This is a genomic window from Rhodospira trueperi, from assembly GCF_900101965.1.
Taxonomy (GTDB): domain Bacteria; phylum Pseudomonadota; class Alphaproteobacteria; order Rhodospirillales; family Rhodospirillaceae; genus Rhodospira; species Rhodospira trueperi.
Map to the genome: position 1 here is coordinate 371,683 of NZ_FNAP01000001.1, position 23,881 is coordinate 395,563.

The 23,881-nt window shown below is 66.4% G+C and carries 29 protein-coding genes and 2 tRNA genes; 10 read left to right on the plus strand and 21 right to left on the minus strand.

Translation table 11 applies throughout. The features are described 5' to 3' along the window. Positions 1–105 precede the first annotated feature (105 nt). The 3 genes from BLS85_RS01650 to BLS85_RS18555 all read left to right on the plus strand — a co-directional run bounded on the left by BLS85_RS01650 (position 106) and on the right by BLS85_RS18555 (position 1,237). Positions 106–179, plus strand: a tRNA-Cys gene (locus BLS85_RS01650). Between the two features lie 36 nt (positions 180–215). Beyond that, a tRNA-Asn gene (locus BLS85_RS01655) sits at positions 216–290 on the plus strand. Positions 291–1,024: 734 nt separating this feature from the next. Continuing rightward, the gene (locus BLS85_RS18555; RefSeq protein WP_143027052.1) at positions 1,025–1,237 is read left to right on the plus strand and encodes a hypothetical protein; all 213 of its coding nucleotides are present in this window, start codon (positions 1,025–1,027) and stop codon (positions 1,235–1,237) included. 43 nt (positions 1,238–1,280) lie between these two features. Here BLS85_RS18555 and BLS85_RS01665 read toward each other — a convergent pair whose 3' ends face one another. The 19 genes from BLS85_RS01665 to BLS85_RS01755 form a co-directional block, all read right to left on the minus strand. After that, positions 1,281–2,087: a hypothetical protein gene (locus tag BLS85_RS01665; RefSeq protein ID WP_092781123.1), complete on the minus strand. Its 807-nt coding sequence runs from the start codon at positions 2,085–2,087 to the stop codon at positions 1,281–1,283. Continuing rightward, positions 2,084–3,751, minus strand: coding sequence for a terminase large subunit (locus tag BLS85_RS01670; RefSeq protein WP_092781126.1), 1,668 nt, complete (start codon positions 3,749–3,751; stop codon positions 2,084–2,086). Before BLS85_RS01670 ends, BLS85_RS01665 begins: the two co-directional genes overlap by 4 nt. Beyond that, on the minus strand, positions 3,708–4,118 hold the full coding sequence (locus tag BLS85_RS01675) for a phage terminase small subunit P27 family (RefSeq protein WP_092781129.1): 411 nt from the start codon (positions 4,116–4,118) through the stop codon (positions 3,708–3,710). The genes BLS85_RS01670 and BLS85_RS01675 overlap by 44 nt, the downstream gene beginning before the upstream one ends. Positions 4,119–4,209: 91 nt before the next feature. Then, positions 4,210–4,524, minus strand: a complete 315-nt coding sequence (locus BLS85_RS01680; RefSeq protein ID WP_092781132.1) for a phage head closure protein — start codon at positions 4,522–4,524, stop codon at positions 4,210–4,212. Between the two features lie 2 nt (positions 4,525–4,526). Next, positions 4,527–5,120 (minus strand): head-tail connector protein, encoded by a 594-nt coding sequence (locus BLS85_RS01685; protein WP_176793251.1) that lies wholly within the window; start codon positions 5,118–5,120, stop codon positions 4,527–4,529. Next, positions 5,110–5,517 (minus strand): HNH endonuclease, encoded by a 408-nt coding sequence (locus BLS85_RS19695; protein WP_092781138.1) that lies wholly within the window; start codon positions 5,515–5,517, stop codon positions 5,110–5,112. The genes BLS85_RS01685 and BLS85_RS19695 overlap by 11 nt, the downstream gene beginning before the upstream one ends. Positions 5,518–5,519: 2 nt before the next feature. Further along, positions 5,520–5,792 (minus strand): hypothetical protein, encoded by a 273-nt coding sequence (locus BLS85_RS01695; RefSeq protein ID WP_092781141.1) that lies wholly within the window; start codon positions 5,790–5,792, stop codon positions 5,520–5,522. A gap of 92 nt (positions 5,793–5,884) precedes the next feature. Beyond that, positions 5,885–6,271, minus strand: a complete 387-nt coding sequence (locus BLS85_RS01700) for a hypothetical protein (RefSeq protein WP_092781144.1) — start codon at positions 6,269–6,271, stop codon at positions 5,885–5,887. Positions 6,272–6,284: 13 nt separating this feature from the next. Continuing rightward, positions 6,285–7,946 (minus strand): phage major capsid protein, encoded by a 1,662-nt coding sequence (locus tag BLS85_RS01705; protein ID WP_092781148.1) that lies wholly within the window; start codon positions 7,944–7,946, stop codon positions 6,285–6,287. Continuing rightward, positions 7,939–9,138: a phage portal protein gene (locus tag BLS85_RS01710; RefSeq protein WP_176793253.1), complete on the minus strand. Its 1,200-nt coding sequence runs from the start codon at positions 9,136–9,138 to the stop codon at positions 7,939–7,941. The genes BLS85_RS01705 and BLS85_RS01710 overlap by 8 nt, the downstream gene beginning before the upstream one ends. A gap of 155 nt (positions 9,139–9,293) precedes the next feature. Beyond that, positions 9,294–9,539, minus strand: a complete 246-nt coding sequence (locus tag BLS85_RS01715) for a hypothetical protein (RefSeq protein WP_092781154.1) — start codon at positions 9,537–9,539, stop codon at positions 9,294–9,296. A gap of 13 nt (positions 9,540–9,552) precedes the next feature. Then, the gene (locus tag BLS85_RS01720) at positions 9,553–9,873 is read right to left on the minus strand and encodes a hypothetical protein (protein WP_092781156.1); all 321 of its coding nucleotides are present in this window, start codon (positions 9,871–9,873) and stop codon (positions 9,553–9,555) included. Positions 9,874–10,072: 199 nt separating this feature from the next. Then, positions 10,073–11,221: an AAA family ATPase gene (locus tag BLS85_RS01725; RefSeq protein WP_092781159.1), complete on the minus strand. Its 1,149-nt coding sequence runs from the start codon at positions 11,219–11,221 to the stop codon at positions 10,073–10,075. Then, complete coding sequence (locus tag BLS85_RS18985; RefSeq protein ID WP_092781162.1) at positions 11,221–12,147, minus strand: DUF7146 domain-containing protein; 927 nt, start codon at positions 12,145–12,147, stop codon at positions 11,221–11,223. Before BLS85_RS18985 ends, BLS85_RS01725 begins: the two co-directional genes overlap by 1 nt. 108 nt (positions 12,148–12,255) lie before the next feature. After that, a complete protein-coding gene (locus BLS85_RS01735) occupies positions 12,256–12,483 on the minus strand; it encodes a hypothetical protein (RefSeq protein WP_092781165.1) in 228 nt (75 codons plus the stop codon). Then, a complete protein-coding gene (locus BLS85_RS01740; protein ID WP_092781168.1) occupies positions 12,483–12,692 on the minus strand; it encodes a helix-turn-helix transcriptional regulator in 210 nt (69 codons plus the stop codon). The genes BLS85_RS01735 and BLS85_RS01740 overlap by 1 nt, the downstream gene beginning before the upstream one ends. 156 nt (positions 12,693–12,848) lie before the next feature. After that, positions 12,849–13,787: a hypothetical protein gene (locus tag BLS85_RS01745; RefSeq protein WP_092781171.1), complete on the minus strand. Its 939-nt coding sequence runs from the start codon at positions 13,785–13,787 to the stop codon at positions 12,849–12,851. Further along, entirely contained in the window at positions 13,784–15,031 is a 1,248-nt protein-coding gene (locus tag BLS85_RS01750) for a tyrosine-type recombinase/integrase (protein ID WP_092781174.1), read from the minus strand. Before BLS85_RS01750 ends, BLS85_RS01745 begins: the two co-directional genes overlap by 4 nt. Positions 15,032–15,267: 236 nt before the next feature. Continuing rightward, positions 15,268–16,134 (minus strand): ATP-binding protein, encoded by an 867-nt coding sequence (locus BLS85_RS01755; protein ID WP_092781177.1) that lies wholly within the window; start codon positions 16,132–16,134, stop codon positions 15,268–15,270. 211 nt (positions 16,135–16,345) lie between these two features. Here BLS85_RS01755 and yajC point away from each other — a divergent pair, with 211 nt between their 5' ends. From yajC to BLS85_RS01780, 5 genes are all read left to right on the plus strand, one after another. After that, the gene (gene yajC, locus BLS85_RS01760; protein ID WP_092781179.1) at positions 16,346–16,831 is read left to right on the plus strand and encodes a preprotein translocase subunit YajC; all 486 of its coding nucleotides are present in this window, start codon (positions 16,346–16,348) and stop codon (positions 16,829–16,831) included. A gap of 143 nt (positions 16,832–16,974) precedes the next feature. After that, positions 16,975–17,793 (plus strand): preprotein translocase subunit SecD, encoded by an 819-nt coding sequence (locus BLS85_RS01765; RefSeq protein WP_143027055.1) that lies wholly within the window; start codon positions 16,975–16,977, stop codon positions 17,791–17,793. Positions 17,794–17,849: 56 nt separating this feature from the next. Beyond that, the gene (gene secD, locus BLS85_RS01770) at positions 17,850–19,412 is read left to right on the plus strand and encodes a protein translocase subunit SecD (protein WP_092781185.1); all 1,563 of its coding nucleotides are present in this window, start codon (positions 17,850–17,852) and stop codon (positions 19,410–19,412) included. A gap of 12 nt (positions 19,413–19,424) precedes the next feature. Beyond that, the gene (secF, locus tag BLS85_RS01775; protein WP_092781188.1) at positions 19,425–20,531 is read left to right on the plus strand and encodes a protein translocase subunit SecF; all 1,107 of its coding nucleotides are present in this window, start codon (positions 19,425–19,427) and stop codon (positions 20,529–20,531) included. A gap of 77 nt (positions 20,532–20,608) precedes the next feature. Beyond that, positions 20,609–20,971: an Mth938-like domain-containing protein gene (locus tag BLS85_RS01780; RefSeq protein ID WP_092781191.1), complete on the plus strand. Its 363-nt coding sequence runs from the start codon at positions 20,609–20,611 to the stop codon at positions 20,969–20,971. Positions 20,972–20,981: 10 nt separating this feature from the next. Here the strand turns inward: BLS85_RS01780 and BLS85_RS01785 are convergent, their stop codons facing one another. Then, entirely contained in the window at positions 20,982–21,593 is a 612-nt protein-coding gene (locus tag BLS85_RS01785) for a CHAP domain-containing protein (RefSeq protein ID WP_245699033.1), read from the minus strand. Positions 21,594–22,087: 494 nt separating this feature from the next. On the opposite strand from BLS85_RS01785, the gene BLS85_RS01790 reads away from it, so the two are divergent. Continuing rightward, positions 22,088–22,414, plus strand: a complete 327-nt coding sequence (locus BLS85_RS01790; protein ID WP_092781194.1) for a hypothetical protein — start codon at positions 22,088–22,090, stop codon at positions 22,412–22,414. Between the two features lie 131 nt (positions 22,415–22,545). Continuing rightward, complete coding sequence (locus BLS85_RS01795; RefSeq protein WP_092781197.1) at positions 22,546–22,995, plus strand: hypothetical protein; 450 nt, start codon at positions 22,546–22,548, stop codon at positions 22,993–22,995. A gap of 5 nt (positions 22,996–23,000) precedes the next feature. Here the strand turns inward: BLS85_RS01795 and BLS85_RS01800 are convergent, their stop codons facing one another. Beyond that, positions 23,001–23,810 carry an enoyl-CoA hydratase gene (locus BLS85_RS01800; protein WP_092781199.1) on the minus strand — a complete coding sequence of 270 codons (810 nt, stop codon included), beginning with the start codon at positions 23,808–23,810 and terminating at the stop codon, positions 23,001–23,003. Positions 23,811–23,881 lie beyond the last annotated feature (71 nt).

The following is a 23,881-nucleotide window of genomic DNA, read 5'->3' on the forward strand; positions in this document are numbered from 1 at the left end:
ACGGAAAAACGCGTCGACGGGTGCTTGACCGGTCTGCGCCCTTTGACTATAAAGCCGGCCTTCCGACGGCGCGGTCCTCTCACGGTGCCGCGAGACGGAGCAAGGGGCCGGGTGGCAGAGTGGTCATGCAGGGGACTGCAAATCCCCGTACGTCGGTTCGATTCCGGCCCCGGCCTCCAGACGGCGGCGCTTCCGTGCCGTCGCGCGATGGGTAATCCGGCGTAGCTCAACGGTAGAGCATGCGGCTGTTAACCGCAGGGTTGTAGGTTCGAATCCTACCGCCGGAGCCATCGAAGGTTGCAAGTGCTTGATTTGGCTTGATATTTTTCAAAGCCCCGCACTTAACCACCATTCAAACCACCACTCGCGAATAGGAACTCTCGGGAAAAAACCCGATTCGATTCGCATGAAAAAACCCGCCCCCAGGTCTCCCAAGGGCGGGCGGGATACTGCGCACCGTGCGCAGTATGGTCAGGCGGCGGGCTTGGCGCGTTCGCGGAGCAACGCACCGGCCGCGTCGTTCACGGTCGCGCGGCGGCGGACGATGACCGCTCGGTGTCGTCTCTGGTTGAGCGCATCCTGAAAGCGTGGTTGACTGATAAGGGGTATCTGCCCGGCCCCGGCGCGGATAGCGGAAAGGGCGGTCGGGTTTCCAGCTAACCACCCCTGCTAAACGGGAGGAGAAAATGTGTGGGCCAACGATCCGGCTCTATTTTCGACGTTCGGATGGTGCGATAGAGGATGGCCAAATAGAATACGAAACCTCCGCCTTTGCTGGTTTCGTGCCTTCGGTCGGGGACGAGGTTGTTGATCCAGGTGTCTTACAAGGACAAGACCGTAGAGACTATCGGAACCGTCAAATTCTGACCGTTGTCAGAAGGGTTTTCAGCCCTAAAGACAAAGAAGGCAGTATTGCCCTTGTTGTAGAGCCTAGGCCGGCTTCCGATCAGGATCGTGACATCGTTTAATTTGGTCGGCAGCGCGATGTGTCGGGCGCTTTGTAAAAAAAAGCGGGAGAGTGCATATGCCATACTATGTTTACGTGGACCCAAGCACTGGAAAGATAACAACTGGCAACAGCTTGCCTTTGGGGGCGCTGAATGCGAAGCAATTCAGCACTAGCGGGGAGGCACAAAAATACATGAACTTCGTCAATCAAAAACCGTATGGCAGCGTCCCCGATCTTATGCGCGCTATGGATGCGGCTGAAATGGCAAGATTAGCGGGGCTTTTCTAAATCAAACAAGCAGAAACCCTGATCCTCAGATCCGGGGAAAACCCTACGCGGCCTCTCGGGCGCGGCGCCGTCGAAGTTCCCAGGCACACTGGCGCGAACAGCACTCTTTCTTCGCGGCGGGAACGTGAAGGCGGAACACGGTGCCGCACACCGGGCATGTTCGCTCCGGTTGCTTCCGTTCCCGGTGCTTGTGATAGCAGGCGTTCGAGCAATATTCTCTGCCCTTCGCCGGGTGGATCGGCTCCCCGCACCCTTTGCAGGGCACATATTTCAGTTTGTTCGACCGCTTCATGCCAGCGTGGGCACACTCCCGCGAACAGAAGCGATGTTCGGCCCGCTCGGGTGTGAACAGCGTGCCGCAGTGCTTGCAGGGCTTGCGCCGCTCAATCCGCGTCTGTTCCTTGCGCGCCGCGCACGCGGCCAGATATTCGGCCATCGAGTGCACCTCGCCAGACCGGCGGGCCTTGTGGGCGTACGCCAGCCTCCCGCACAGGGCGGAACAGTATTTCCGGGGCACCCCGTTCCGGTGTGCCTCCGATGCCGGCGGCATCCCGTTCCCGCACCATGCGCAGCGTGTGCGCTCGGTCAGTTCGTCGATCCACTCGGGTTGCCCATCCGCCCATGTCGGTCTTGTGGCGCCGTTGGCGGCCAGGGCCTCGGAAACAACGTGGACGGCTTCCGCGTCGGCGCGCGGCCAGGGCCACCCGTCCAGACATAGGCCGGCCCGGATGCCATGGCGACAAGCGCCTTCATGCTCGAAGGGAGACGCGGACCAGTCCCGCAGGATGGCGGCCACCGTGGCGATGCGGCGGGCACGGTCGGACAGTCCGACATGTCCGCGCCGGCTCATAGGATCAACAGCCCTTCCGGCCGGGCGTCTTCGTCGTCATAAACGGAGCCGCCTTCACCGACCACGGCGCGGCCAACGGCCATAATCAGGGCGCCGGCCGCGTCGATTCGCTCTTTCGCCCTGGCCTTGCTCGGTTTGATGTTGCCGGCCGGGTCCTTGTCCGGGACCACGTTGGCGACACACCAGCGCAAGACAGGGTGCCCGCCGTGCCTGATCTTGCCGGACAGGATCAGCCGTTCCGTGTCCTTCATCGGTGGCGACATGGACACGAACCCTTGGCGGTGCGTCGTCACCGGAACGCCAGCGTCTTGCAGGCGGGTGATTGAGCCCGTTGCGTTCCACTGATCCATTGCGACTTCCTGGACGTTGAACCGCTCGCACAGGTCGATGATGCAGGCTTCAACGGCCGCATAGTCCACCACGTTGCCCGGTGTCGCGGTCAGCAGTCCCGAGTCCGCCCAGGCGGGATAGGGCACCCCGTCAACCTCTTGCCGGCGCCGGATGTTGTCGGCTGGCACGAAACAGAACGGCACAACGTCCACCCCGCCGTCATCGTCGGGCACGGCCAGGACCACGGCCGTCAGGTCGGTTGTGCTGGACAGGTCAACGCCGATCCAGGCCGGCCGGCCTTCCATCGCGTCCAGGTCCACCGGATCGGCGCCCCGATCCCATGACGTCATCGCCACCCATCCGGCCACACTGCCGTCAATCCAGCGGTTCAGGTGCAGTTGTTGCCAGCCCTCCACCTCGTGGGGCAGCGGTGCGGCCTGACGCGCCAGCTTGCGCAGTTCGTCCAGATACAGGAACGCGCCCAAGGCCGGGTTCAGCGCGTGCCACAGGGCTTCATCCTGCCAGGGAAGGTCTTCGCCCTCGGGCGGGTCCGGGGCGGCGAAGATCACCGGCAGGAACGATTCGTCCTCCCGCTCGCCCTTCGCCACCGCGCGGGAATGCTGCCAGCGATCCCAGGCGAGCGTGTTCCGGCCCACGCCAGCGGTCGAAATGGTGATGGTCAGGGGGTCGGCCCGCTTGCCCATGCTGGTCCGCAGCACGCGCCAGAGTTCCCGGCCCGAATGCGCCGGCCATGCGTGGATTTCGTCCCCGATCAGCAGGGAGATGTTGAGCCCATGCTTGGTGTAGCTCTCGTGGGAAATGGCCTTCAGGACCGATCCCGATTTCGGGTGATGAAGCTCCTTCTGGGATTCCACCGCGCGGACGATCCGGGACAGGGTGCGGTCAGCCTCGACATACCGCTTGGCATGGCCGAACCCGATGGACGCTTGCCCCCGGTCGGCGGCGGCCACCACCACTTGCCCGGCGGCGTCGCGTTCCGGCCCCAGCAGGTGCAGCAACCCCAGCGCGGCAATGAGGGTGGTCTTGCCGTTGCCCCGGGGCAGCCACACGGCCACGTCGGAGAAGCGGCGTCGGCCATCCGGCAGGGTGTCCCCATAGACGCGCCGGATCAGGCGCCGTTGCCAACGTGCCAGCACTTTCCCCAGGCGTTGCCCGGCGCGCGGTCCCTCGGTGATGGTCAGGCGTTCCACGAACGCCACGGCCCGGGCACCCTTCCCATGAGGGTCGGGAATGTCGCTATCATCGAACAGCCAGGCGGGCCGGCAGGCGTCAACCGTCCACCAGGTCGCCCCATCCGTCGCCGGTGTCGTCATCGGTCTTGCCTCTCAGGGCCTGGCGGTGTGGTGTCAGGCTCAATTCGGTGGCGAGCAAGCGGGCTTCCCGCATGGCGCCTTGCTGGATGCGGAAGGCCGGGTGGACAGTCGGGCCGCGCTCCGTCTCCACCGTCCGCCCTTCGGTGACCATCGTTTCTTCGCACTCGCGGACCATGCCCACCGCCACGCAATAGCTTTCCAGGGTGGCGCGGGCCTCGTCATTCAGCAGGCCACGGGCTTGCAGGCGCGGCGCAACCCGCTTCCACTCCGCCTTCGCGTGCGCGGGCAGCCATGAGGGCGGCGGAGGGGCACGGCGGACAGCGGCCCCACCCTCCACAACCTGCAATTTCGGCTTCCTGCCCTTCATCGCTCAAAACCCCATTTTCGGCCGCGTCTCGCGCGGCACCCACCCGCCGGTCCCCAGGGCATCGAAGGAAATTCCCGACCCGCCCCCGGGGTTATTCGCTCGTGCAATGAAGCTCCAGGGCCTCGCGTCGGCCAACCTCCCGCACCTCTCTGATGTTCCACGTCGCGCCGTCCCATTCGACGGTCGCCGTCGTGTCCAGGCCATCAACCCAATGCACTGTGAAGACGGCCTTGCGCTCCGCCTGGACGGCCTCGGCGCCGATGAACTCCCGGCCGGACAACTGGCGGACGTTGGCCCAGAATGTGCCCAGCGCGACCGTCCCACCGGGGATGGTCCCGCCGTAGCCGTCATCAATCATGGACGTGACCATGACCGTGATGCGTCGATCCATGCGCCCGATGTTCATGGCTAGAGGCTCCACACGCGATACGCGGCCAGGTCATCAACACCGGGCACGCGGTATGGGTGGGCGAACGTGACGTGTCCGCGCTGGCCGTACCGATCCGCAACGCGATCCTTGATCCACTGGCGTATTGGCATGGGAACGGCGGCCGGGTCATCGCCAAAGCCGGCGGTGAACGCGACCCGGACGCACTCGGGCGTCGTCGGGGTGCTTGGCCACCTCGTCACCGGAACGATGCGTCCGTCTCCACCGATGCCCGCCACGCGGTATGCGCTCGGGTCCAGAGTGACGGCGGAACCGCTGGTGTCGTCATATTCGATGGCGTCCACCGCAATGAGCGGCGGGAGGGGCACCAGCAGGTCGGAGCGCGGGAAACCATCCAGGTACAACGTCCAGGACTGTTCGATCAGGCAGCGGCCAAGGAAGCCGTCCCAGCCGTCCAGTTCGGCAACCGCCGCGTCGATCAAGGAGCGCACGTCCGCCGCGTCCACCGGCGCGGGGGGTGACAGGGTTTCGTCGAGGGTGAGGCGGAGGAAGGTCCACACGTCCGCCTCGTCAACCGGCAGGACCGTGGGTGCCATGTCCAGTTCAAGCCGCATTGTCGGGCTCCCGGTTCCAAGGATGATCGGGATCCTTCGGCGTGCCGTCCTCATTGCAGCCGTGCGGCACCGCGCCGCGCCGTTCCCGGGACTGAACGACGGATCGGTGGTGGTGACGGCACAGCCCCTCAAGGTTTGACCAGTCGTTGGTTCCGCCGTCTCGCACGCGCTTCTTGTGGTTCACGTCCACAGCGTGTTCGATCCGGCCTTCACGCTGGCACATGACACAGAACGGGTGAGCCTTCAGGAATGCGGCCCGCAGCTTCTCCCATGCGGCATCGTATCCACGCGCACGCGGCGAAGGCCGGTTGTCGGTCTTCGGCCGGCAGTCGCACCGCTGCCCCGCTGGCACAGGCCGGCGGCACCGTGGGCAGATGCGGGGCGGTCGGGTCGGCATGGTCAGTTCACCCCCAGGATCAGCGACACGGCGCCGCTCGTGTGCGCGGTGACGTTGCCGCGCATGTATCGCAGCGCGGTCACCTCCGCAGCGTCGTTCCCAGTGAAGGTCGCAACGTCGGTCCAGTTCGTGCCGTCAAGGGACCCCTGCAATTTCACCGTCGCGGTCCCGCCGACGATGGACTGGACCACACCGGAACAGAACGGACGGCCCAGGTCCTGGGCATCGCCAACACCTGGGCCGGTTGCACCGCCAATCAACGTGATCTCGTTCATTCGGTCTCTCCACCAAGGCGCCCGCCGGGATGCGAAGGGCTGGACACATCCCGGCGGGGCCGGTCCCGGCTCGTATCGGGTCCGCGCCGGTCCTAGGCGGCCACCGGCGCGACATTCGGATGACCGCGAACGATCACCGATGACGCGGCAACGCTGGTGCCGCTGTTCTTGGTGAGAACCACCTTGAGGTAGCGTTTCGCCCCGGTATAGCCGACGCGATAGACGCTGTTCTCGGCCAGGGTCGCCGGCCAGGTCCCCACCAGGTCGGTGTCGGTCACGGCCTCGAACCCGCTCCCGCTGGCATCGGAATGGTGCAGGGTCGGGGTGAAATCCCCGGAACCCGCAACGGCTCCCGTCTGCACAATGGCGGTGGCGGATTCGAAGCCCAGCAGGTCCACCGGCTCGCCCGTCGTCGTGGCGGTCAGTACGGCCGGGCGGATGGTCTCCGCCGGGCCGATGTTGTGGGTCAGGTCACGCATGGTCGGGGCCTCCTTAGCTGGCGATCTTCTGAAGCTTCACGGCCTCGCTGTTCGCCAGCCCGCCACCGACGCGGCGATAGGCGTAGAACAGCACGTTCGGCTTGTCGGTCAGGTTGTCGCGGATGAAGCGCGTTCCCAGCTTGTCCACGATCAGGTAGGCCCGCTTGAAGTTGCCGAAGGCGACGGGGACGGCGTTGCCCGCGATGTCCGGCATCGTTTCGTCAAACTCGACGGGGTAGCCCAGCAAGCTGTTCGGCGCCCCGGCCGTCATGCTCGAACGCCAGAGGTACCGGCCCTCGGTATCAACCAGGGTGTCCAGGGCGTTCGCGGTGTTGCTGTTCATGAGGAACACGGCGCCGTCGCGGTACGGGGCGCGCAAGGCCCAGACCAGATTTTTCAGCCCGTCCGCCGTGATCTTGGCGTTGTCGCCGGACTTCACGAACTGGATGGTGCCCCACGGGCGGGTTGCGTCGGCGGTCGCGGCGGTCGCATAGGACAGCAGGCCGGCCGGGCGCTTCGGGGTGGTGGTCGCGGAAATGAACGCCGCACCCTCGGAGCGGGTGAACTTGTCCGTGATCTTGCCTTCGATCCAGGCACCAAGGTTGATCCCGGAATCGTCCAGCAGGCGTTGCGTGATCGGCTGTTGCGCCTGGATTTCCCGGAGCGGCACCGTCAACAGACCGAGTTCGGCCGTGTCGGTGTCGGTGCGGGCCTCCCGCTCGCCAACCCAGGTGGCGCCGATGTCGTCGGCGTCGATGGGCTCCACCCAGGCGTCACCCTGAGTGATGGTCTCGACGCGGGCTAGCCGGCGCATGGGGGTGGCGTCGAACAGCTTCTTGGTCATGGTCTTGGACAGTTCCGGCATGACGACATAGCCGCCGTCCGGGTCGCTGCCCGACCACATGGAGCGCAGTTCAATCATGGGCTTGTCATCGCCCCGGGCAAGCGCGGCCAGGGCGCGGTGTTCGGCCTCGACACCGGAACGGGTCTCGGTGCCGTTGGCGGCGCCAGCACGGCCGGAACGGGCCTCCACCTTGTCCAGACGCTTTGTGGTCGCCTCGATGGTGGACCGCAGGTCGTTGACGGTACCGGTCAGGGTCTCGACGGCCCCCGACATGCGGGTCTCGAAATCATCGGTGTCGGTGCCGCGCGTTTCATCCGGCGCGGCGTCGGTCACGGTGTCCTTGTCCATGGCCTTGCCTTTCGGTTGCGCCGCACTCGCGGCATGGTCCGCCCGAACCTCGACGATCCGGGCACTCTCGTTTGACGGTAGGGTTACGATTGAAACCTCTTTGGCGACGGCCTCGGTGATGCGGCGCCCGCCGGCCATCGCTTCGTCACGGCGCCGGACGAACCCGACCGACAGCCCGTTGACGGCGCCGGCCTTCAGAAGCTCGTAAGCCTCCCGCCCGCGTGTGGTCGCCAGCGCGAGACGCGCACGGACGAACAACCCGCGTTCGTCTTCGCGGAGTTCGGTGATCGTGCCGACGGGCGCGGCCGGATCGTGCGACCACAGCAGCGCCACGGGCCGGCCGGTCCCGAGACTGGCGGCGAAGGCGCCCGGCGCGAACGCCGTGCGGTAGCTGTCCACCGTGCCCCAGGTCACGGCATAGCCCGAGAACTCGCCCTCGGTGGTCGGCGTCGGGTCGAACCGGATTTCAAGGCGTTCAAGCATCGTCACCCCCTCCGGCCGGCGCGGTGTTCAGGGGCACGCGAAGCTGATCCCCACCGGCCAGCGGCGGGCGGTTCTCCATCGCCCGGGCCTCGTTGCCGGTCAGGATTCCGTTCGAAACGGCCTGGACATAGGCGGTCATCCGGGACGCCAGATCGGCGCGGGCCAGGTCATCGGTCAGGAACTCGAAAAACAGGGTCTCGCGTTCGTCCTCGGTCAGCAGGTCGCGGGCCAGGGCCTGTTGCCACAGGTGCAACCACGGAAGCACGGTCAGGGACAGGAACTGTTGCCCCATGTGTTCGGCGTTGTTGTGTGTGGTGCGCTCGAGTTCCTGCACCAGATGCAGCGGCACCCGGAAGACGCGGGCGATTTCCGCAATCTGGTGGCGCCGAAGCTCGAGGAACTGAAGATCAACCGAACTGAATTGCAGGGCCTCGAACTTCATGCCCTCTTCGAGAACGGCCGTTCCGCCGGACTGGTCCCCCGAATGCAGCGCGGCCAGCGACCGCTTCAGGCGTTCGATGACGGGTTCGGTCAGCCGGCCCGGCGCGGTCAGGACCCCGGACGGCCGGGCGCCCTTGCGGAAGAGGCGGCCGGCGTAGCCTTCCATGGCCAGGGCCAGGGCAATCGCCTCGCGGGCCTGTTCCACCAGCGACAGGGGCCGGCGCGGATCGGGGCCGGGCAGGCGCAACCACAGAAGCTCGGATCGGTCCACCGGCCGTTGCGTGCCGTCGGCCAGGGGGGCGCGGAACAGCGGCTCGCCCGCGTCGGTCCATTCGGTCGTGATCGTGCCCGGCGGCGCGTTCACTAGGTCGAAGACCTGATCGCGGGCGCGGCCGATCCAACTGAAGGATTCGCCCCGGGTGACAAGCTGCATCATCGCCGTGGCGCGCCATTCGGCGGAAGACGTCCAGTCGTTAACGGCGGACCCGACCAGGCGGGCAAGGGGATGGTCGGACGCGGGCACCCGTTCCTTCCCGCCGTCAGGCGTGCGTCGGTAAAGATGAAGGGGAAGCTGGGCAACGGCCTCGGTCAGGACCCGGGCACACGCGGCAACCGGGGCGCAGCGCAACGCGGCGTCGGACGAAACGGCAATGCCGGCGGCGGTCTCGTGCGCCTCGCGCAACAACGCCTCGAGTTCGCCCAGCGAACCCGACCGAGTTTCCAAACCGAAGATACGTCGAATGAAAGACATCGCCTTGTCCTGCCCGGCCGCAAACATGGTATGCGAAAAAATCGGCTAAAGTCAAGTAAAGCGTGCTTCTGTTCCTGAATGTTCCTAGGTGTTCTCTGTTCTTATATTTCAGTTCGTCTCATACTGTTTCAGGCCGTTTCTTTCCCGCCGTATTTTCACTGGCCCGACATGCCGCGCCGAAACGCTTCATCGAGAACGCGCGTGAACGCGGGGCGTGGATTCGGCTCCACCTCATCGGGATCCACGGCGGCCAGCAGGTCGCGGGCCAAGCGCAGGATCCGGTGCGGGTTGAGAGGGACGACAACGATGGGCTCGGGCTCATCGTCGGCATAGACGGCCAGAACGGCCGGTCCATTCGGCCCGTCGGGGCGTGTGACGATGACGCGGGGATCGGTGGTCATGGCGTGGCCTCCTTCAGGCGGCGTCGAACGGCGCGGGGTCGGCCGGCGCGTCGAGCATCGCCAGCGTGGCGGGGGCCTCGGTGCGCACCAGGGCCAAGGCGCGGGCGCGGGTGCTGGCGTGCGGCGCGGTCAGGTGCGCGAACCCGATCCCGACCATGTGCAGGCGCATGACATCATCGATCCGGCGCGGCCCCCGATCCGGTAACCGGGGCAACCCGCCCTCGGCGATCACCCGCCGGGCAAGCTCCCGACTGGAGGCACTGACAAACGGTGACGCGAGAACCGCATGGGCACCGTCCAAGAGCGGGTCGCAGGTCTCGGTTGGATCAATCATCGCGTCACCTCGTGACCTGGGTTCGGCCCGGCCCCGATAGGGCCGGACCCTATTACGGAGTAATAGGGGACACACTTCCCGCAGACCCACCGCAGGAAAATCAATGACTTAGCGGGCAACTTCCCGCACTTCCCGCAACACACCTCCCGCAATGAAATCAACGGGTTAGCATTCCACTTCCCGCACTTCCCGCAAACGCTCATGGCGCACCTGGTGCGCTTTTGACGATAGCTTTCAGGGGCTTGCGGTCGGGTCCGGTGACCGATCCGACGCGGATCCGGCCATCCGAGAACAGGGCCTCCATGGCGCGTTCAAGGTCCTTCGCACGGGCGCCGTGGGCCTCGGGCATTCCCGCCATGATCCGGGGGGCAAATCGGGGGCTGTTGCGCGCGTCGGTGACGGCGCGGCCCTGGTCCGCCACCGCGTCGAGGCAGGCAAGGAACGCTTCTTCCGCCCGGTTCGCCTTGGCCTTCGCGTCCATGCGGCCCAAGAACCCCGTGTCTGGCGCATCCAGGACGAACACACCGTCCTGCCAGCGGATGCGCAGTTCGTCGCCCACGACCCCGTAGTTCGATTTCTTGGTGGACAGGGTGCGGGCGTCCCGGTCGTCTCCGTCGTCGTCGGTTTCGCGCGGGCGGGACAGGTAAAGGCGGGACCGCACCGCGTTGTTCCAGGCGGTAGACCCGCTGGTGCCCGTGCCGTCGGCCAGCCCGGCGCGGGAGGGATGGGCACACAGGACCACCGCGCCGTTGACGTCCAGGGCGATCCGCCGGAGCATGTTCACGAATTGGCGCGCCTCCGGGCGGGAGTTCTCGTTGCCGTCGAACAGGTCGTGCAACCCGTCCAGGATCACCAGCCGGGCGCCGAACCGCTTGGCGGTTTCCAGCGTGTCAAAGAACACCTGACTCGGCCCCTGCGGCTTGCCGAACTTGTCGCGTTTGACGAACTCGTTGGCCTCCCCGACACGGGAGGCGAACCGGAACCCGGCCAGGGCCTCGAACCCCAGCCCCTCCGCCCGGGTGATGTCGGACAGCCGGCGGTGGATTTCGTCCGCGTCGTCTTCGCAGTACAGCCCGAAAACGCGACAGTGTTCCGTTGTCTGACGAAGGAAATCCTGCCCCGTCGCGGCGGCCACGGCCAATTGAAGCGTCAGTAGAGATTTGCCCAACCCACCGTCGCCGGACAGCATGGTGACGGACCCGTGGGGCACCAAATCCGCCACCATCCAGCGGCGTTCCGGGATCGGCTTGCCGGCCCAAGTGGTGGGGTCGATGGTGCGTATGGGCAGGCGCGGCGTGAACGTTTCGACCGACCCGCGCGCGTTGAAATGACCCTCGGGCTGTTCCATTACGCGGCCCTCGGCGTTTCGTCGTTCCAGTCGTGCCCGACGTCGCGCGGGGCGCGCACGATGGCCTCCCGGTCGGCATCGGCCCACCGCTGGGCACAGGAGCGGCCGGCGTCCAGGCCCGCGCCGCTGGCGTCGTGATCGGCAAAGATCGTCAGGGCCTCGATTCCGGCCAGCACGGGGAAGGTGCGGATCGTGCCGGCGGAGCCGGCGGCCCAGACCGGAGCCCACCCGGCGGCCAGGACGGACAGGCCGGTTTCGATGCCCTCGCTCAGGCCAAGCCCAAGGGTCACGTCGGCGTCATCGCACAGGCGGATGACGGCGCCCTTCGATGGCCCGAGCATCTTCTTCGGCCTGTTCCGATCCCGCTCCCCCGTTCCGGTGAGCGGGGTCCGATGGATGGCGACGGGCCGGTTCCCCTCCGCCGTGGTCATGAGCGCGACCATGCAGGGCACGGCCCCGCCCTGGTACGGGCAGGCCGGATGAAACCGGGCGGCGTTGGCCCCGGCCGGCGGCAGGACGCACCCGCGCCCGATCAGGTACGCGGCGGCCGGGGTGTCGGGGATCGGCACGGCCGCGCGCCAGATGGCTTCGGCCCGCTGGATGCGCTGGCGGGTCTCGGTTTCGGCCTGGGGATCAGGGCGCGGTGCGTACGTCGCGGCGCGACGCGGGGTGTGGTCGGTGTCGTCCGGCGGGAGGCCGATCCAGTCCAGGGCGTCCCGGCCGGTCAGGCCGATGTGCGCCCGGATCAGGTCCAGGACACCACCGCCGTCCCCGGTCTCGTGGTCGCGCCAGACCCCCTTGCGCACGTCCACGCTCAAGGAGCCATGCCGGCCATAGCGCCAATCGGTGCGGGTTGAGTGCGCCCGGTTCGGATCACCCAAAAGGCGCGTGGCGACGTCGGCCATATGGGGGGCGAGGTCATGCATGGGTCAGCCCCAACACGCGGAGGATGACAGGACACCACCGACGCGGGATCAGCCCGCGCGCGGCGGCGGAGACGATCCCGGTCTTGATGGTGCCGGCGGCGGTCATGGCTATTCGCCCCCGGCGGTGTCCGCCCACCGCGTGCCGATGAACGCGGCGCCCTCGTCCGGCGGGCTCCCGGTGATGTCGATGGGCTCAACGGTCGTGGCGCCGTTGGGGTGCTGCATCAGCGCAAGGCACATGACGGGCACCGACCACGGCGTGTCGAACCGCCCGAAGTCCAGCAGCAGGCCGGGCGGAGCGGGGATGATTTGCAGAATGCGGGGATGCTCGGTCATTACGCGGCCTCCCCCTGGCGGGAGGCGGCGACACGGGCCGCGATCCAGGCGTCCACCTCATCCTCGATCCAGGCAACCGACTTCGGCCCGAGGCGGATGGGCTTCGGGAACTCATCGCGCGCCATCTTGGCGTAGATGCTGGATGTAGACAGGCCGGTCTTCGCCTTGACGGCGGGGCGGCGGAGCAATGCGCTAGACTTGCGTTCCATGGGGTATTCCTTGGTCGTGCGTGGAACCAACACGGCCAAGGTACGGACGCGGGAGTCCGCCCTCTAGGAACTTATTTGAGATGGAATTTTGTTCACTTTCGGCAAGTCATCCAAGCAGGATGCTTTACTATGAACAGAGTTCCGGAGGAATTTTGTTCATATGCCGCTGCCAGGGCCTCCCCGGCGGATATGGTGGAGCGGGTCAATGCCATTGAGGATGTCCAGATCCTTCTCAAAACGCTCTCGCATCATCCGTTGGGCCGGCGATTCCACCTCTTTCGGAAGGTTGCATCCGGCTCGGCGAAGTGCTTCTTCAATGGCCTGCTGGTGCGGTGTGCTGACCAAGTCCTGCATGATGTTGTCAATGGCCCTCTGGTGCGGTATATCAGCCCACTTTTGAGTGATGGCATCAATGGCGCGTTGTTGTGGTGTGTCCTGCCATGCTTTTAAATTGTCCAGGCTTCTTTGAATGTGTGGTGGCATCCGATTTTCCCTGTCTATAATTTCTTGAATATGCGCCGGGATACTCGCCATATGGTCGATTGTTGCCCCCGCTGCAATCAACTTCGTCCACGGAGAGTCCGGGCGTGAGTGGCCGGCGGCCTTCAAGCGTTCCCAGGGCGTTCCGATGCGCGGATCAGTCAACGGATCGTCACATGCTAGGTTCGCAATGTCGAAGCCACTCCACAGGGCGCTCTTGGGCACTTGAACGATTTTCGGCTTGGCCCGCTCACGCGCACGCGCCAGTAGTTCGCCCTTCTGGTCCCGGAAGTTCCGGACCAGTGGCGCCGTCGTGCTGCGCCACCTATCGGACTCCGCTATAGGCAGTGGGGATGGCATCCCCAGATACTTCACTGCGATAGCGCGCGCTGCGGCTTCCACGCCGTCCGTCCGTCCCTTCACGGCGCCCGTGACGATCAGGTCCGCCATTTCGTCCAAGTACTCTTGCGGCGGGCGGTTTCGTCGCTGCCCCGGCTTCGGCCCAGGCTTGCGGCGGGCAGGCGTCTTCCCGGCCGCGTCCATGAGGATCCCGGGACCATGAAGTTCCACCAGCCGTGCGATTTCGCGGCGGGCCTCTTCCTCGTTCATGCTCATGCCCGCGCCTCCGCCAGCATCACCACGTCACCGGTGCCGATCTCGCCGTCGCACCACCGCTGCCAATCCACCATCAGCCGGCGGCGGCGGTCGAACAGGTCGGCGCGGAGGTAGGCGCGCGCGACGCGATCACCGACCGCATGGGCCAGCGCCATTTCGGCCATTTCGCTCGGATAGTTCGTCCGCTCGGCGGCCCAATCCCTGAAGCTGGACCGGAAGCCGTGAACGGTCAGTCCGTCGCGGCCCATGCGGCGCAAGAGAACGGACATTGCCATGTTCGACAGCCCGCGTCCGGCCTTGCCGCCGGGGAAGACAAAGCCCTCGGTGTCGTGCGTTGCAGCCATGTCTCGCAGGATTTCGACGGCACGGGGAGGCAGGGGAACACGGTGTTCCCGCTCCATCTTCATCCGCTCGCCGGGCACGATCCAGGTTTCGGCGTTCAGGTCGATTTCGGACCATTGGGCGCCGATGGTCTCGCCGGTCCTGGCAGCCGTCAAAATCGTGAACTCAAGGGCACGGGCGGCAACACCACCCTGTTGCCGAAGGTCGGTCACGAACGCGGGCACGTCGGCGTAGGGCAGGGCGGGGCGATGCTTCACCTTCGCCACCTTCTCCGGTGACGCCAGCAGGTGTTGCAGGTGCCCCTTCCACCGGGCCGGGTTCTCGCCTGTCCGGTATCCCCGAGTCGTGGCCCAACCAAGGATGCGCTCTATCCGGCCCCGGACGCGGGAGGCGGTCTCGTGCTTCTCGGTCCAGACTGGTTCCAGAACTTTCAGCAGGTGCGGCGTGTCAACGTGCGCCACGTCCAGGGCGCCGATCAGCGGGAAGGCATACAGGGCCAGCGTGTTTTCCCAGTGCTGCCGTTGCTTGTCCGTCTTCCAGCCCGGCGCGTGCGCGGTGATGTAGCGTTCGGCGGCGTCCTGGAAGGTGACGCGGGATGCCTCTTGCGCCCGCTCCGTGGCCTCTGTGGCGCGCTTTTGGTCCAGGGGGTCTATGCCCTCATGGATCATCCGGCGGGCCTCCGTGGCCTTCTGGCGGGCTTCTTCCAGCGACACCAGCGCCACCGGCCCGAACCCCATGGCGCGATAGCGGCCCCGGAAGCGATACCGGAAGAGCCACGATTTGGTCATCCGCCCGCCGGCCCCTGCGGCGACCTGCAACCACAGTCCATTTCCGTCGCCATAACGGCCGGGCTCGTTCAGGGCGCGGACCTTCGCCGCGCTCAGTTTATTTCCGATCCGCATGGCCTGACTGCCACTCCTGCCCACCCGCTTCAACCACCACTCTAACTACCACTCTTGGGCGGGAACGTACAAGAACAATCGGAAACCCCTCGGAATGAAATCTGATAATACGCTGTTCTATATAAATGTTTTTTGGAACAATCTGGAACGTGTTGCAACAACCTTAGATGTTTGTTCGAATCCTACCGCCGGAGCCATCCCTCCCCGGACATCACCGCGCCGACCCAGCCCGCGCCTTACCCCTCCAGGCGTTGGCCCAGGCGTCCGGCGAGGTCCTGGATATACTGCCAGGCGACGCGACCGGAGCGGCTGCCCCGGGTGGTGGCCCAGCGCACGGCTTCCTGCCTGACGGTTTCCTCGTCGATGGCCAGCCCGTGGTGGCGGACGTAGCTCAGCACGATGGAAACGAACGTCGGCTGATCGACGTTGTGGAACCCCAGCCACAGGCCGAAGCGGTCGGACAGCGAGACCTTTTCCTCCACCGCCTCGCCGGCGTGCAGGGCGGTGGACTGCTCGTTCTCCACCATCTCGCGCGCCAGCAGGTGGCGGCGGTTGGAGGTGGCGTAGAACAGCACGTTGGCCGGTCGACCCTCGATGCCGCCCTCCAGCAGCGCCTTCAGCGACTTGTAGCTGGTGTCGTTGGCGTCGAACGACAGGTCGTCGCAGAACAACAGGCAGGGCCGATTGGCGCCGCGCAGGATCGCCAGCAGGCGGGGCAGGGTGGCGATGTCCTCGCGGTGGATCTCCACCAGGGCGAGGGGGGCGTCCGGCATGTCCTCGACCACCGCCGCGTGGATCGCCTTGACCAGGGAACTCTTGCCCGTGCCGCGCGCGCCCCACAGCAGGGCGTTGTTGGCCGGCAGGCCCCGGGCGAAACGGCGGGTGTTGTCGGCCAGGGTCTCGATCTGGCGGTCGATGCCTTGGAGCAGGGCGAGGGGAATCCGGTTGACCCGGGTGACCGGCTCCAGCCATTCGCGGTCGGCGTGCCAGACGAATGCGTCGGCACCCTCCAGCGCCGCATCCGGCGGCGGTGGCGGCGCCATGCGGTCCAGACTGTCGGCGATGCGCTCCAGGGTCTGGGCGAGGCGGTTGAGATCGGTCATCGGGTCGTGGAGCCTTCGTGTTCGTCGTGAAGCGATCAAGGGGGGCATGATTCCCGCGCGGCGGCGCACCATAGCACGGGCCGTTCGGCCGGCAAGAAGGGCGGGCGGACCTTTCGCGTGCCTTTGTGTGCGCCCGCGTTTGCATCGGGGACGCGGATGGGTATAGTCCCGGCTCCCGAGTCCTGACACACCGCACATAAGGAGCGCGCGGATGTTCATCAGCCCCGCCCTGGCCCAGACCGCCGCCCCCGCCCCGGGGGCGATGGATACCTTGGGGGCTTTCCTGCCCCTGATCCTGATCTTTGTGATCTTCTATTTCCTCATCATCCGCCCGCAGCAGAAGCGGATGAAGGACCATAAGGCCATGCTGGCCGCCGTCCGGCGGGGTGACCGCATCGTCACCAACGGCGGCATCATCGGATCGGTGGTCAAGGTGAGCAACGACACCGAGCTTCTGGTCGAGATCGCCGACAACGTCCGGGTCAAAGTGCTGCGGGAGATGGTGGCCGACGTGGCCTCCAAGACCGAGCCCGTCCCCGGCGGAGGCGACAAGGGTAAGGGCGGCAAGGCGCGTCCGGCGGGTGCCAACGACACCGAAGACGCCGCCGAGGCGGGTGAGGACCAGTCCGCGCCCTCGAATGGCGGGGGGGCCGCCGGCAAGCTGAAGGGCCTGCTGTCGGGCAACAAGAAGACCTGAACCTCCGTGGGAGCAGCGGCCCGATGGGCGTCCGTCGCGGACGGATTCGCGCCGCTCGTTCCACGAACCGGGAATGCCCCGCGATGCTGTGTTCTGGGAACGCAAGGAACTGGTTGATCCTGGCGATCTGCTTGGTCGGGAGCGTGCTGATTGTGCCCGGTGCCCTGCGGGCCCAGGCCGAGTCTCCGGGTGACGGGGAACGCGCGGCGGTTCAAGGCCTCGCTGAAAAGGAAGGCATCCACCTGGTGTTTGACATCCAGACGGATGACGTTTTGCGCGAGTCCCCTGAGGCGACGGCGGACTCCGAGTTGCGCGACGACGTGGTGCGGCGAACCATCGCGGTCCTGCGCAGACGCCTGGAGGCGATCAACACGCCGACGTTCTGGATCGACAGGTCCGGGGAAAGCGGCGTCCGGGTGGTCTTCTCGCCCGGTGTGCGTGACCCGAACGGGATTAAAGACCTGCTCGGCGGCACGGGAGCGTTTACCTTTCACCTGATTGACGAGCGTGTTGCCTCAGGGGATCTGGACTCGGGGCAGGTTCCGCCGGGAACGGTCGTCATGCCTGCGGCAAGAAGCGACGCCCACATGCCCGCCCGCTATGCCGTGCGCGCGAAGATCGAGATGTCGAGCGATGACATCCGAGAGGTGGAGGTTCGTGTTGTGGGAGGTCAACCGGTTGTCAGCTTCCGTTTCAGCCCCGACGGAGCATCCCGCTTTGCCACTCTGACCGCAGACAACATCGGCCGCGCGCTCGCCATGGTGCTGGACGGCGCCGTCATCAGCGCTCCGATCATTCGGGAGCCCATTCTCGGCGGCGCGGGCATCATTTCCGGCGGGTTCACGGAGCGGGAAGCGCGGGACCTTGCGGTGGTCCTGCGCTCCGGCTCCCTGCCGGCCCCCCTGGTTCTGCGGGAGGAACGATCCGTCGATCCATCCGGCGACGCCGCCGGTTCTCAGTAACCATTCCGATCAATGGCCGGATATCGCCGCCGGCTGCCCACTGAGTAAGGCCCACCATGCTCTATTTCGCCAAATGGAAGACCACCCTGATCGTCCTGATCTGTCTGGCAGGCGTGGTCTTCTCCGCGCCGAACGCGATTCGGGGGGCGGCCGACAGCCTGCCCGACTGGTGGCAGCCGGTCACGCTGGGCCTCGATCTTCAGGGCGGGTCCTACCTGCTGCTGGAGGTGGAGGCCGACGAAGTGGTGGCCGAGCACCTGGAGGCCCTGGTGGAAAGCGCCCGGGCCGAGTTGCGAACCGCGCGCATCCGCTACCTGGGTCTGGGGGTGGAGGGCACGACGGCCACGGTGACGATTCCCGACGCCGACCAGCGCGGGTCCGCCCAACGCCTGCTGGCCGGCCTCGACAATGCGGTCGAAGTGACCGCCGGCGACGACGGCCAGTTCCTCATGACCCTGAATGAACAGGCCATGGTGGAGCGTCGCAATCAGGCGGTCGAGCAGTCCATCGAGATTGTGCGCCGACGCGTGGACGAGACCGGCACCCGCGAACCCACCATTCAACGCCAGGGCCAGACCCGCATCATCGTCGAGCTTCCCGGTGTGGACGATCCCCAGCGCATCAAGGATCTGATCGGACGCACCGCCAAACTGACCTTCCATCTGGTGGACGGCCGGGTCTCGCCCGAGGAACTGGTCGCCGGCCGGGTGCCGCCCGGCACGGAGATCCTTCCGGCCGCCGAGAACAACGCGGACGGTCCTCCCACGTATCCCGTCCGCAAGCGGGTCGAGGTCTCCGGCGACCGGTTGGTGGACGCACAGCCGAGCTTTCAGGACAATCAGCCCGTCGTCAGTTTCCGTTTCGACACCCAGGGCGGCCGACAGTTCGGACGCGTGACGTCGGAAAACGTGGGCGTCAATCTGGCCATCGTTCTGGACGGCGCGGTCATCAGCGCCCCCGTCATCCGCGAGCCCATCCTGGGCGGTTCGGGGATCATCTCGGGCAGCTTCGCGGTTCAGGAGACACAGGATCTGGCCCTGCTGCTGCGGGCCGGCGCGCTGCCGGCGCCGCTGATGGTGCTGGAGGAGCGCACGGTCGGTCCCGGTCTCGGCGCCGACTCGATCCGGGCCGGGGCGCTGGCCAGCCTGCTCGGCTTCGCGCTGGTGGTGGTGTTCATGCTCGCCAGTTACGGCCTGTTCGGCGGCATGGCCGTGGTTGCCCTGTTCGTCAATCTGTTCCTGCTGCTGGGGACGCTCAGTTTCCTAGGAGCGACGCTGACCCTGCCCGGCATCGCCGGCATCGTGCTGACCATGGGCATGGCGGTGGACGCCAACGTGCTGATCTTCGAGCGCATGCGCGAAGAAACCCGTAACGGCCGCACCTTGCGCAATAGCATCGAGACGGGATTCCGGCAGGCCTTCAAGGCCATCGTCGATGCCAACGTCACCACCCTGGTGGCGGCCGGCCTGCTGTTTTACTTCGGGTCGGGGCCGGTCAAGGGATTCGCCGTTACCCTCAGCATTGGCATCATCTCGTCGATGTTCACCGCCGTCATGGTTACCCGCCTGATGGTCGTCACCTGGCTGCGTCGCGGCCGTGCCCAAGCCCTGCCGATCTGAGGACCCTACATCATGCCCGCGCTGCTCAACATCGTTCCGGTCGATACCAGGATCGACTTCATGAAGGGCCGTATGGTGGCCCTGATCCTCTCCGGCGTGCTGATGCTGGCCTCCGTCGTGTCGCTGGGGGTGCAGAAGCTCAATTTCGGCATCGACTTCGCCGGCGGTGTGCTGGTCGAGGCGCGCATGCCGGACGCACCCGACATTGCGGATTTGCGCACTCGGCTGAACGACCTGGGGCTTGGCGCCGTCTCGCTCACCCATATCGGTGACGACGACCGCGACATCATGATCCGGGTGCAACAACCGGAGGACGCCACGGAGGAAGAGGAGAACGCCACCCTGGCCGCCGTGCAGGGCGTTCTGGGGGACGGCGTGGATTACCGCCGCGTCGAACTGGTCGGCCCCAAGGTGGGCGGCGAACTGATCGAGGCGGGGATCTGGGCGGTCTCGCTCTCCATCCTGGCCATCGTGCTGTACATCTGGTTCCGGTTCGAATGGCAGTTCGCCATCGGGGCCATGGTGGCCCTGGTGCATGACGTGGTCATCACGCTGGGGCTGTTCTCCGTCCTCAGGCTGGAGTTTGACCTGACCACCGTGGCGGCGCTGTTGACCCTGGCTGGCTATTCCATCAACGACACCGTGGTGGTGTACGACCGGGTGCGCGAGAAACTGCGCAAGTTCAAGAAGATGGGGCTGGTGGACCTGCTCAACCTTGCCCTCAACCGGACCCTGTCGCGCACCATTCTGACCTCCCTGACCACCCTGATCGCGGTGCTCTCTCTGCTGTTCCTGGGCGGTGACGTGCTGCGCAATTTCAGCGCCGCGCTGGCCTTCGGCATCGTCATCGGCACCTACTCGACCGTCTATGTGGCGGTGCCGATCCTGGTTTATTTCGACCTGCGCCGCGAGGCCATCGCCGGCGAGGAGACCGTCGGACCGGAGGAACAGGTCGCGGCGGCGGCAACGGATGCGGCAACGGAAGGCCCGCTGGCGGAACAAGAAGAGGCCCCGGCCCCGGCGTCGGAGACCACGTCCGAGACCGCGTCGGCTCCGCCTAGAAACGCAGGGCAGCGCAGCGGCAAGAAGCCCAAAAAGGGACGCGGTCGGAAGCGCTGAGGTCGGGCGCGGGCTTGACCGCGCCCTGGGTGTGACCACCTGAGGGTCCATCGCTTCTTCTGGACTGTGAGCCTTTTATGGACATCACCCCCCTTGTTCCCGCCGGGCGCCCGGTCATCCAGGCCTATGGCGACGGCGCCTTCCGCATCGCCGGACACCAGCACACGGGGTCCGTGATCGCCTTTCGCGAGCGGATCGTGCCCTGGTCGGGCGATATCAGCGCGGACGGGCTCGCCGCCGTTCTGGAGGCCGCCGACGAGGTCGAGGTGCTGATCGTCGGGTGCGGGTCGTCCATGATCCCGATCCCCTCGGCCGTGCGTACCGTGCTGCGGGACCAGGGCATCGTGGCCGAACCCATGGACACGGGCGCGGCCTGCCGCACCTGGAACGTCCTGCTGGCGGAGGATCGCCGCGCGGCGGTCGCTCTGGTGGCGGTATAGCGTCAGGCGATCAGAACAAGTGCCGCATGGCGGTGGCCGCCGCGTCCGGCGCCTGAGCGCTCGCGGTCGGAGACGGGGAAGGGGAAGGGGAAGGGGAAGGGGAAGGGGAAGGGGGCGGCATCGCATCGGCCACGCGGATGTGATGCGTGCTCTCGTCGTCGGGATAGATGAACCCCAAGGCCGGATAAACGCGTCCGTAACCGCCCACCGCCGGATGGCGGAAGCGGATCTGGCTCCAGTCGTTGCCCGGTGAAACATCAATGGCCGGCATGTGGGTGTAGACGCGCCCGCGCGTGCGGCGGTCCCAGCCCCAGTTGGCGTGACTGACGCGGATCTCGCGCGGTCCCACGATGCCCGTGACCACGCCGACATGGCCGTCCGTCAGGCGGCTGTCCGGCTTCAGGGCCAGCACGGAATAGGGCGCCGGACGGTTGCCGCGCCGGTACCGCCCGGCGGCCTGATCCCACCATGTGTCGGCGTCGCCCCGGATCCGGACCCCCGAAATCTCCCGTGCGTAGGGCACGCACCAGACGAAGTCCTCCGTGCCGCTGTAGGCGGCGACGGGATACAGCCCCTCGCCCACATCCGCCGGGCCGGTACCGCAAGCCGACAGCAACAGCAACACCACTCCGACCCAAGCCGACCGAGTCGGGTGGGGGAGGGGGCTTCGCTTGCCTGAGGTCGTGCAAAGGCCTGACGCCATTCCAGCCTTCTATGGTAATTTTATAAGACCGGACATCATGATAATGCTTTAATGCATTGATTTCAATAGAAAATATTCCCCGGAACTCCGGCCCTGAACCCCAACTCGTCCGGGCGTCTTCCGATGGTGAACCAAACGAACGCTCCCTCCGGTTCCGCCGGGGACAAGAAAAGCCGGGATGGCATATGGTATCGTAAGGCCAACCAGGATGGATGGCGGGCATGAGCGACAACGGCAACGAAGGGAACGGAGGGATCGGGCTCGGCGGGACGCGAGCAGGCGTTGGGCGCGTCGACGGGAGGCGTGCGTCGTTTCGGATTCCGCCGACGGGACCCGATCGGCCCCCGCCGGGGCGCCGGGAAGATGGACGGTCCCCACCCGGTCCAACAGGGCGGCCGCCAGGGCCTGGGTGCTTGGCTTCGCTCGGTCGTTTCTGGCTGGAACTGGGCGGCCTGCTGCTCCTCTACGCGTTCTTCAAGGACGCCTATGCCATCTTCGCCATCATTATCTTTGCCGCCCTTGGGATTGCCGTCGTCGGCTTGGTTGTCGGTCTGATCCGGCCGCACTGGGTGCTTCCGGCCCGCATGGCGCCGAGCCGAATGGCGGTGCTGGGAGTCTATTTCACGCTTCTGATGGTCGTGCTCGTGATCTTCGGGATCATCGGCACGGTGGTTGGCCCCGAGACGGAGTCTTCAGACCCCTCCGGGACCCGCATCGAGCGCGGGACCACTCGCGACTGAGCGCGCCGCTCCCATCGGCACTGTCGCTGGAGCCCGTCCCGCGACCGGTCGCGGCGACACGCCTGCCGTTTCTGACGCTCCTGTGAGACCTTACGGTCGCACGCTGGGCTGACCGTCGCGGGGAGGGGCGCATGGGTCTTCAAGGTGGCGCATGGACGTTCAAGGCCGGCAGCCCGTCCCTGGAGGCCGTGGTCGACGCGCTGCGCGACCGCACCGCGCTCGACCTGGAATCGGAGTACGATGAAGACGACGATCTCATCTGTGTGGAGGCCCCTCAGGTGCGGACCATGCTTCTCCACTGGGAGCGCACCGAGCACCGCATCGCGGTCTGCACGCCGATTCCTTTGCATCCCTATGTGTGGGGCCATCTGGACAAGGCGATGGTCCATCTCGGCGGCGTGTTCGACACGTCGGACGCCGTTCACTCTCCGCCAGAGACCCTGCGCCCAGCGTTCGACCGCCCTTGGCCGGACCTGACCTGGCGCCAGCGCGCGCTTCTCCGGCGTCCGCTTCTGAAAGAGATCGGCCCGCTCCGCGATCGAATCGTCGAGCGGATCGTCGAGCGGCGTGGGCGTCGCTAAGACGCCTACTCCCCCGTCCACTTCGGCTCGCGTTTTTCCAGGAAGGCGTCGATGCCTTCCTCGGCGTCGTGGGCCAGCATGTTGGTGGTCATGACGTCGCTGGCGTAGGCGTAGGCGTCGGCCAGCGGCATGTCCAGTTGGCGATAGAATGCCTCCTTGCCGATGGCCAGCGTCAAGGGCGACTTGGCGGCGATGGTCCCCGCGAGCGCGGCGATGCGCCGGTCAAGCTCGGCCTCGTCGGGCACCACGGCGTTGACCAGTCCGGCGGCCATGGCCTCGTCGGCGGTGATGGGGCGGCCGGTCAACAGCATCTCCATGGCCTGCTTGCGGCCGACATTGCGGGTCAGCGCGACCATGGGCGTGGAGCAGAACAGGCCGATGTTCACGCCCGGCGTGGCGAAGCGCGCGCCCTCAACCGCTACGGCAAGATCGCAGGTGGCCACCAACTGGCACCCGGCCGCCGTCGCCATGCCATGCACGCGCGCGATCACCGGCTTGGGCAGACGTGTGATCGCGAGCATCAGGTTGGAGCACAGCTGGAACAGACCTTCATAAAAGGCCCGGCCCGGGTTGGCCCTGATCTCCTTCAGGTCGTGGCCGGCGCAGAAGGCCGGCCCGTTGGCGGCCAGGACCACGGCCTTGACCGAGTCGTCCTCGGCGATGGCGGTGATGGCCGCCTGCAACTCGGCCATCAGGGCCACGGACAGTGCATTGCGCGCCTTCGGGCGGTTCAGGGTCAGGGTGGCGATGCCCCCCTCGTCCTCGCGCAGCAGAATCGGCTCGGCGGAAGCAGTCTCGGCGATGGCGGCGGTCATGGTTTTGCCTCCCTGATCGTGTTTGCCGAACTCATGTCGCCCGGCGGAGGCGGGCGGTCAAGAGGTCACGA

What these genes read in the sequence shown, in the direction of transcription:
- BLS85_RS01710 (WP_176793253.1), bottom strand. Translation starts at nt 9,138, where the DNA reads ATGTCTTTCATTCGACGTATCTTCGGTTTGGAAACTCGGTCGGGTTCG.
- BLS85_RS01740 (WP_092781168.1), bottom strand. Translation starts at nt 12,692, where the DNA reads ATGGAACGCAAGTCTAGCGCATTGCTCCGCCGCCCCGCCGTCAAGGCG.
- BLS85_RS01695 (WP_092781141.1), bottom strand. Translation starts at nt 5,792, where the DNA reads ATGAACGAGATCACGTTGATTGGCGGTGCAACCGGCCCAGGTGTTGGC.
- BLS85_RS01700 (WP_092781144.1), bottom strand. Translation starts at nt 6,271, where the DNA reads ATGCGTGACCTGACCCACAACATCGGCCCGGCGGAGACCATCCGCCCG.
- BLS85_RS19695 (WP_092781138.1), bottom strand. Translation starts at nt 5,517, where the DNA reads ATGCCGACCCGACCGCCCCGCATCTGCCCACGGTGCCGCCGGCCTGTG.
- BLS85_RS01665 (WP_092781123.1), bottom strand. Translation starts at nt 2,087, where the DNA reads ATGAGCCGGCGCGGACATGTCGGACTGTCCGACCGTGCCCGCCGCATC.
- BLS85_RS01685 (WP_176793251.1), bottom strand. Translation starts at nt 5,120, where the DNA reads ATGCGGCTTGAACTGGACATGGCACCCACGGTCCTGCCGGTTGACGAG.
- BLS85_RS01755 (WP_092781177.1), bottom strand. Translation starts at nt 16,134, where the DNA reads ATGACCGATCTCAACCGCCTCGCCCAGACCCTGGAGCGCATCGCCGAC.
- BLS85_RS01750 (WP_092781174.1), bottom strand. Translation starts at nt 15,031, where the DNA reads ATGCGGATCGGAAATAAACTGAGCGCGGCGAAGGTCCGCGCCCTGAAC.
- BLS85_RS01705 (WP_092781148.1), bottom strand. Translation starts at nt 7,946, where the DNA reads ATGCTTGAACGCCTTGAAATCCGGTTCGACCCGACGCCGACCACCGAG.
- BLS85_RS01675 (WP_092781129.1), bottom strand. Translation starts at nt 4,118, where the DNA reads ATGAAGGGCAGGAAGCCGAAATTGCAGGTTGTGGAGGGTGGGGCCGCT.
- BLS85_RS01735 (WP_092781165.1), bottom strand. Translation starts at nt 12,483, where the DNA reads ATGACCGAGCATCCCCGCATTCTGCAAATCATCCCCGCTCCGCCCGGC.
- BLS85_RS01795 (WP_092781197.1), top strand. Translation starts at nt 22,546, where the DNA reads ATGGGTCTTCAAGGTGGCGCATGGACGTTCAAGGCCGGCAGCCCGTCC.
- secD (WP_092781185.1), top strand. Translation starts at nt 17,850, where the DNA reads ATGCTCTATTTCGCCAAATGGAAGACCACCCTGATCGTCCTGATCTGT.
- BLS85_RS18985 (WP_092781162.1), bottom strand. Translation starts at nt 12,147, where the DNA reads ATGCATGACCTCGCCCCCCATATGGCCGACGTCGCCACGCGCCTTTTG.
- BLS85_RS01720 (WP_092781156.1), bottom strand. Translation starts at nt 9,873, where the DNA reads ATGATTGATCCAACCGAGACCTGCGACCCGCTCTTGGACGGTGCCCAT.
- secF (WP_092781188.1), top strand. Translation starts at nt 19,425, where the DNA reads ATGCCCGCGCTGCTCAACATCGTTCCGGTCGATACCAGGATCGACTTC.
- BLS85_RS01670 (WP_092781126.1), bottom strand. Translation starts at nt 3,751, where the DNA reads ATGACGACACCGGCGACGGATGGGGCGACCTGGTGGACGGTTGACGCC.
- BLS85_RS18555 (WP_143027052.1), top strand. Translation starts at nt 1,025, where the DNA reads ATGCCATACTATGTTTACGTGGACCCAAGCACTGGAAAGATAACAACT.
- BLS85_RS01780 (WP_092781191.1), top strand. Translation starts at nt 20,609, where the DNA reads ATGGACATCACCCCCCTTGTTCCCGCCGGGCGCCCGGTCATCCAGGCC.
- BLS85_RS01725 (WP_092781159.1), bottom strand. Translation starts at nt 11,221, where the DNA reads ATGGAACAGCCCGAGGGTCATTTCAACGCGCGCGGGTCGGTCGAAACG.
- BLS85_RS01680 (WP_092781132.1), bottom strand. Translation starts at nt 4,524, where the DNA reads ATGAACATCGGGCGCATGGATCGACGCATCACGGTCATGGTCACGTCC.
- BLS85_RS01800 (WP_092781199.1), bottom strand. Translation starts at nt 23,810, where the DNA reads ATGACCGCCGCCATCGCCGAGACTGCTTCCGCCGAGCCGATTCTGCTG.
- yajC (WP_092781179.1), top strand. Translation starts at nt 16,346, where the DNA reads ATGTTCATCAGCCCCGCCCTGGCCCAGACCGCCGCCCCCGCCCCGGGG.
- BLS85_RS01715 (WP_092781154.1), bottom strand. Translation starts at nt 9,539, where the DNA reads ATGACCACCGATCCCCGCGTCATCGTCACACGCCCCGACGGGCCGAAT.
- BLS85_RS01745 (WP_092781171.1), bottom strand. Translation starts at nt 13,787, where the DNA reads ATGAGCATGAACGAGGAAGAGGCCCGCCGCGAAATCGCACGGCTGGTG.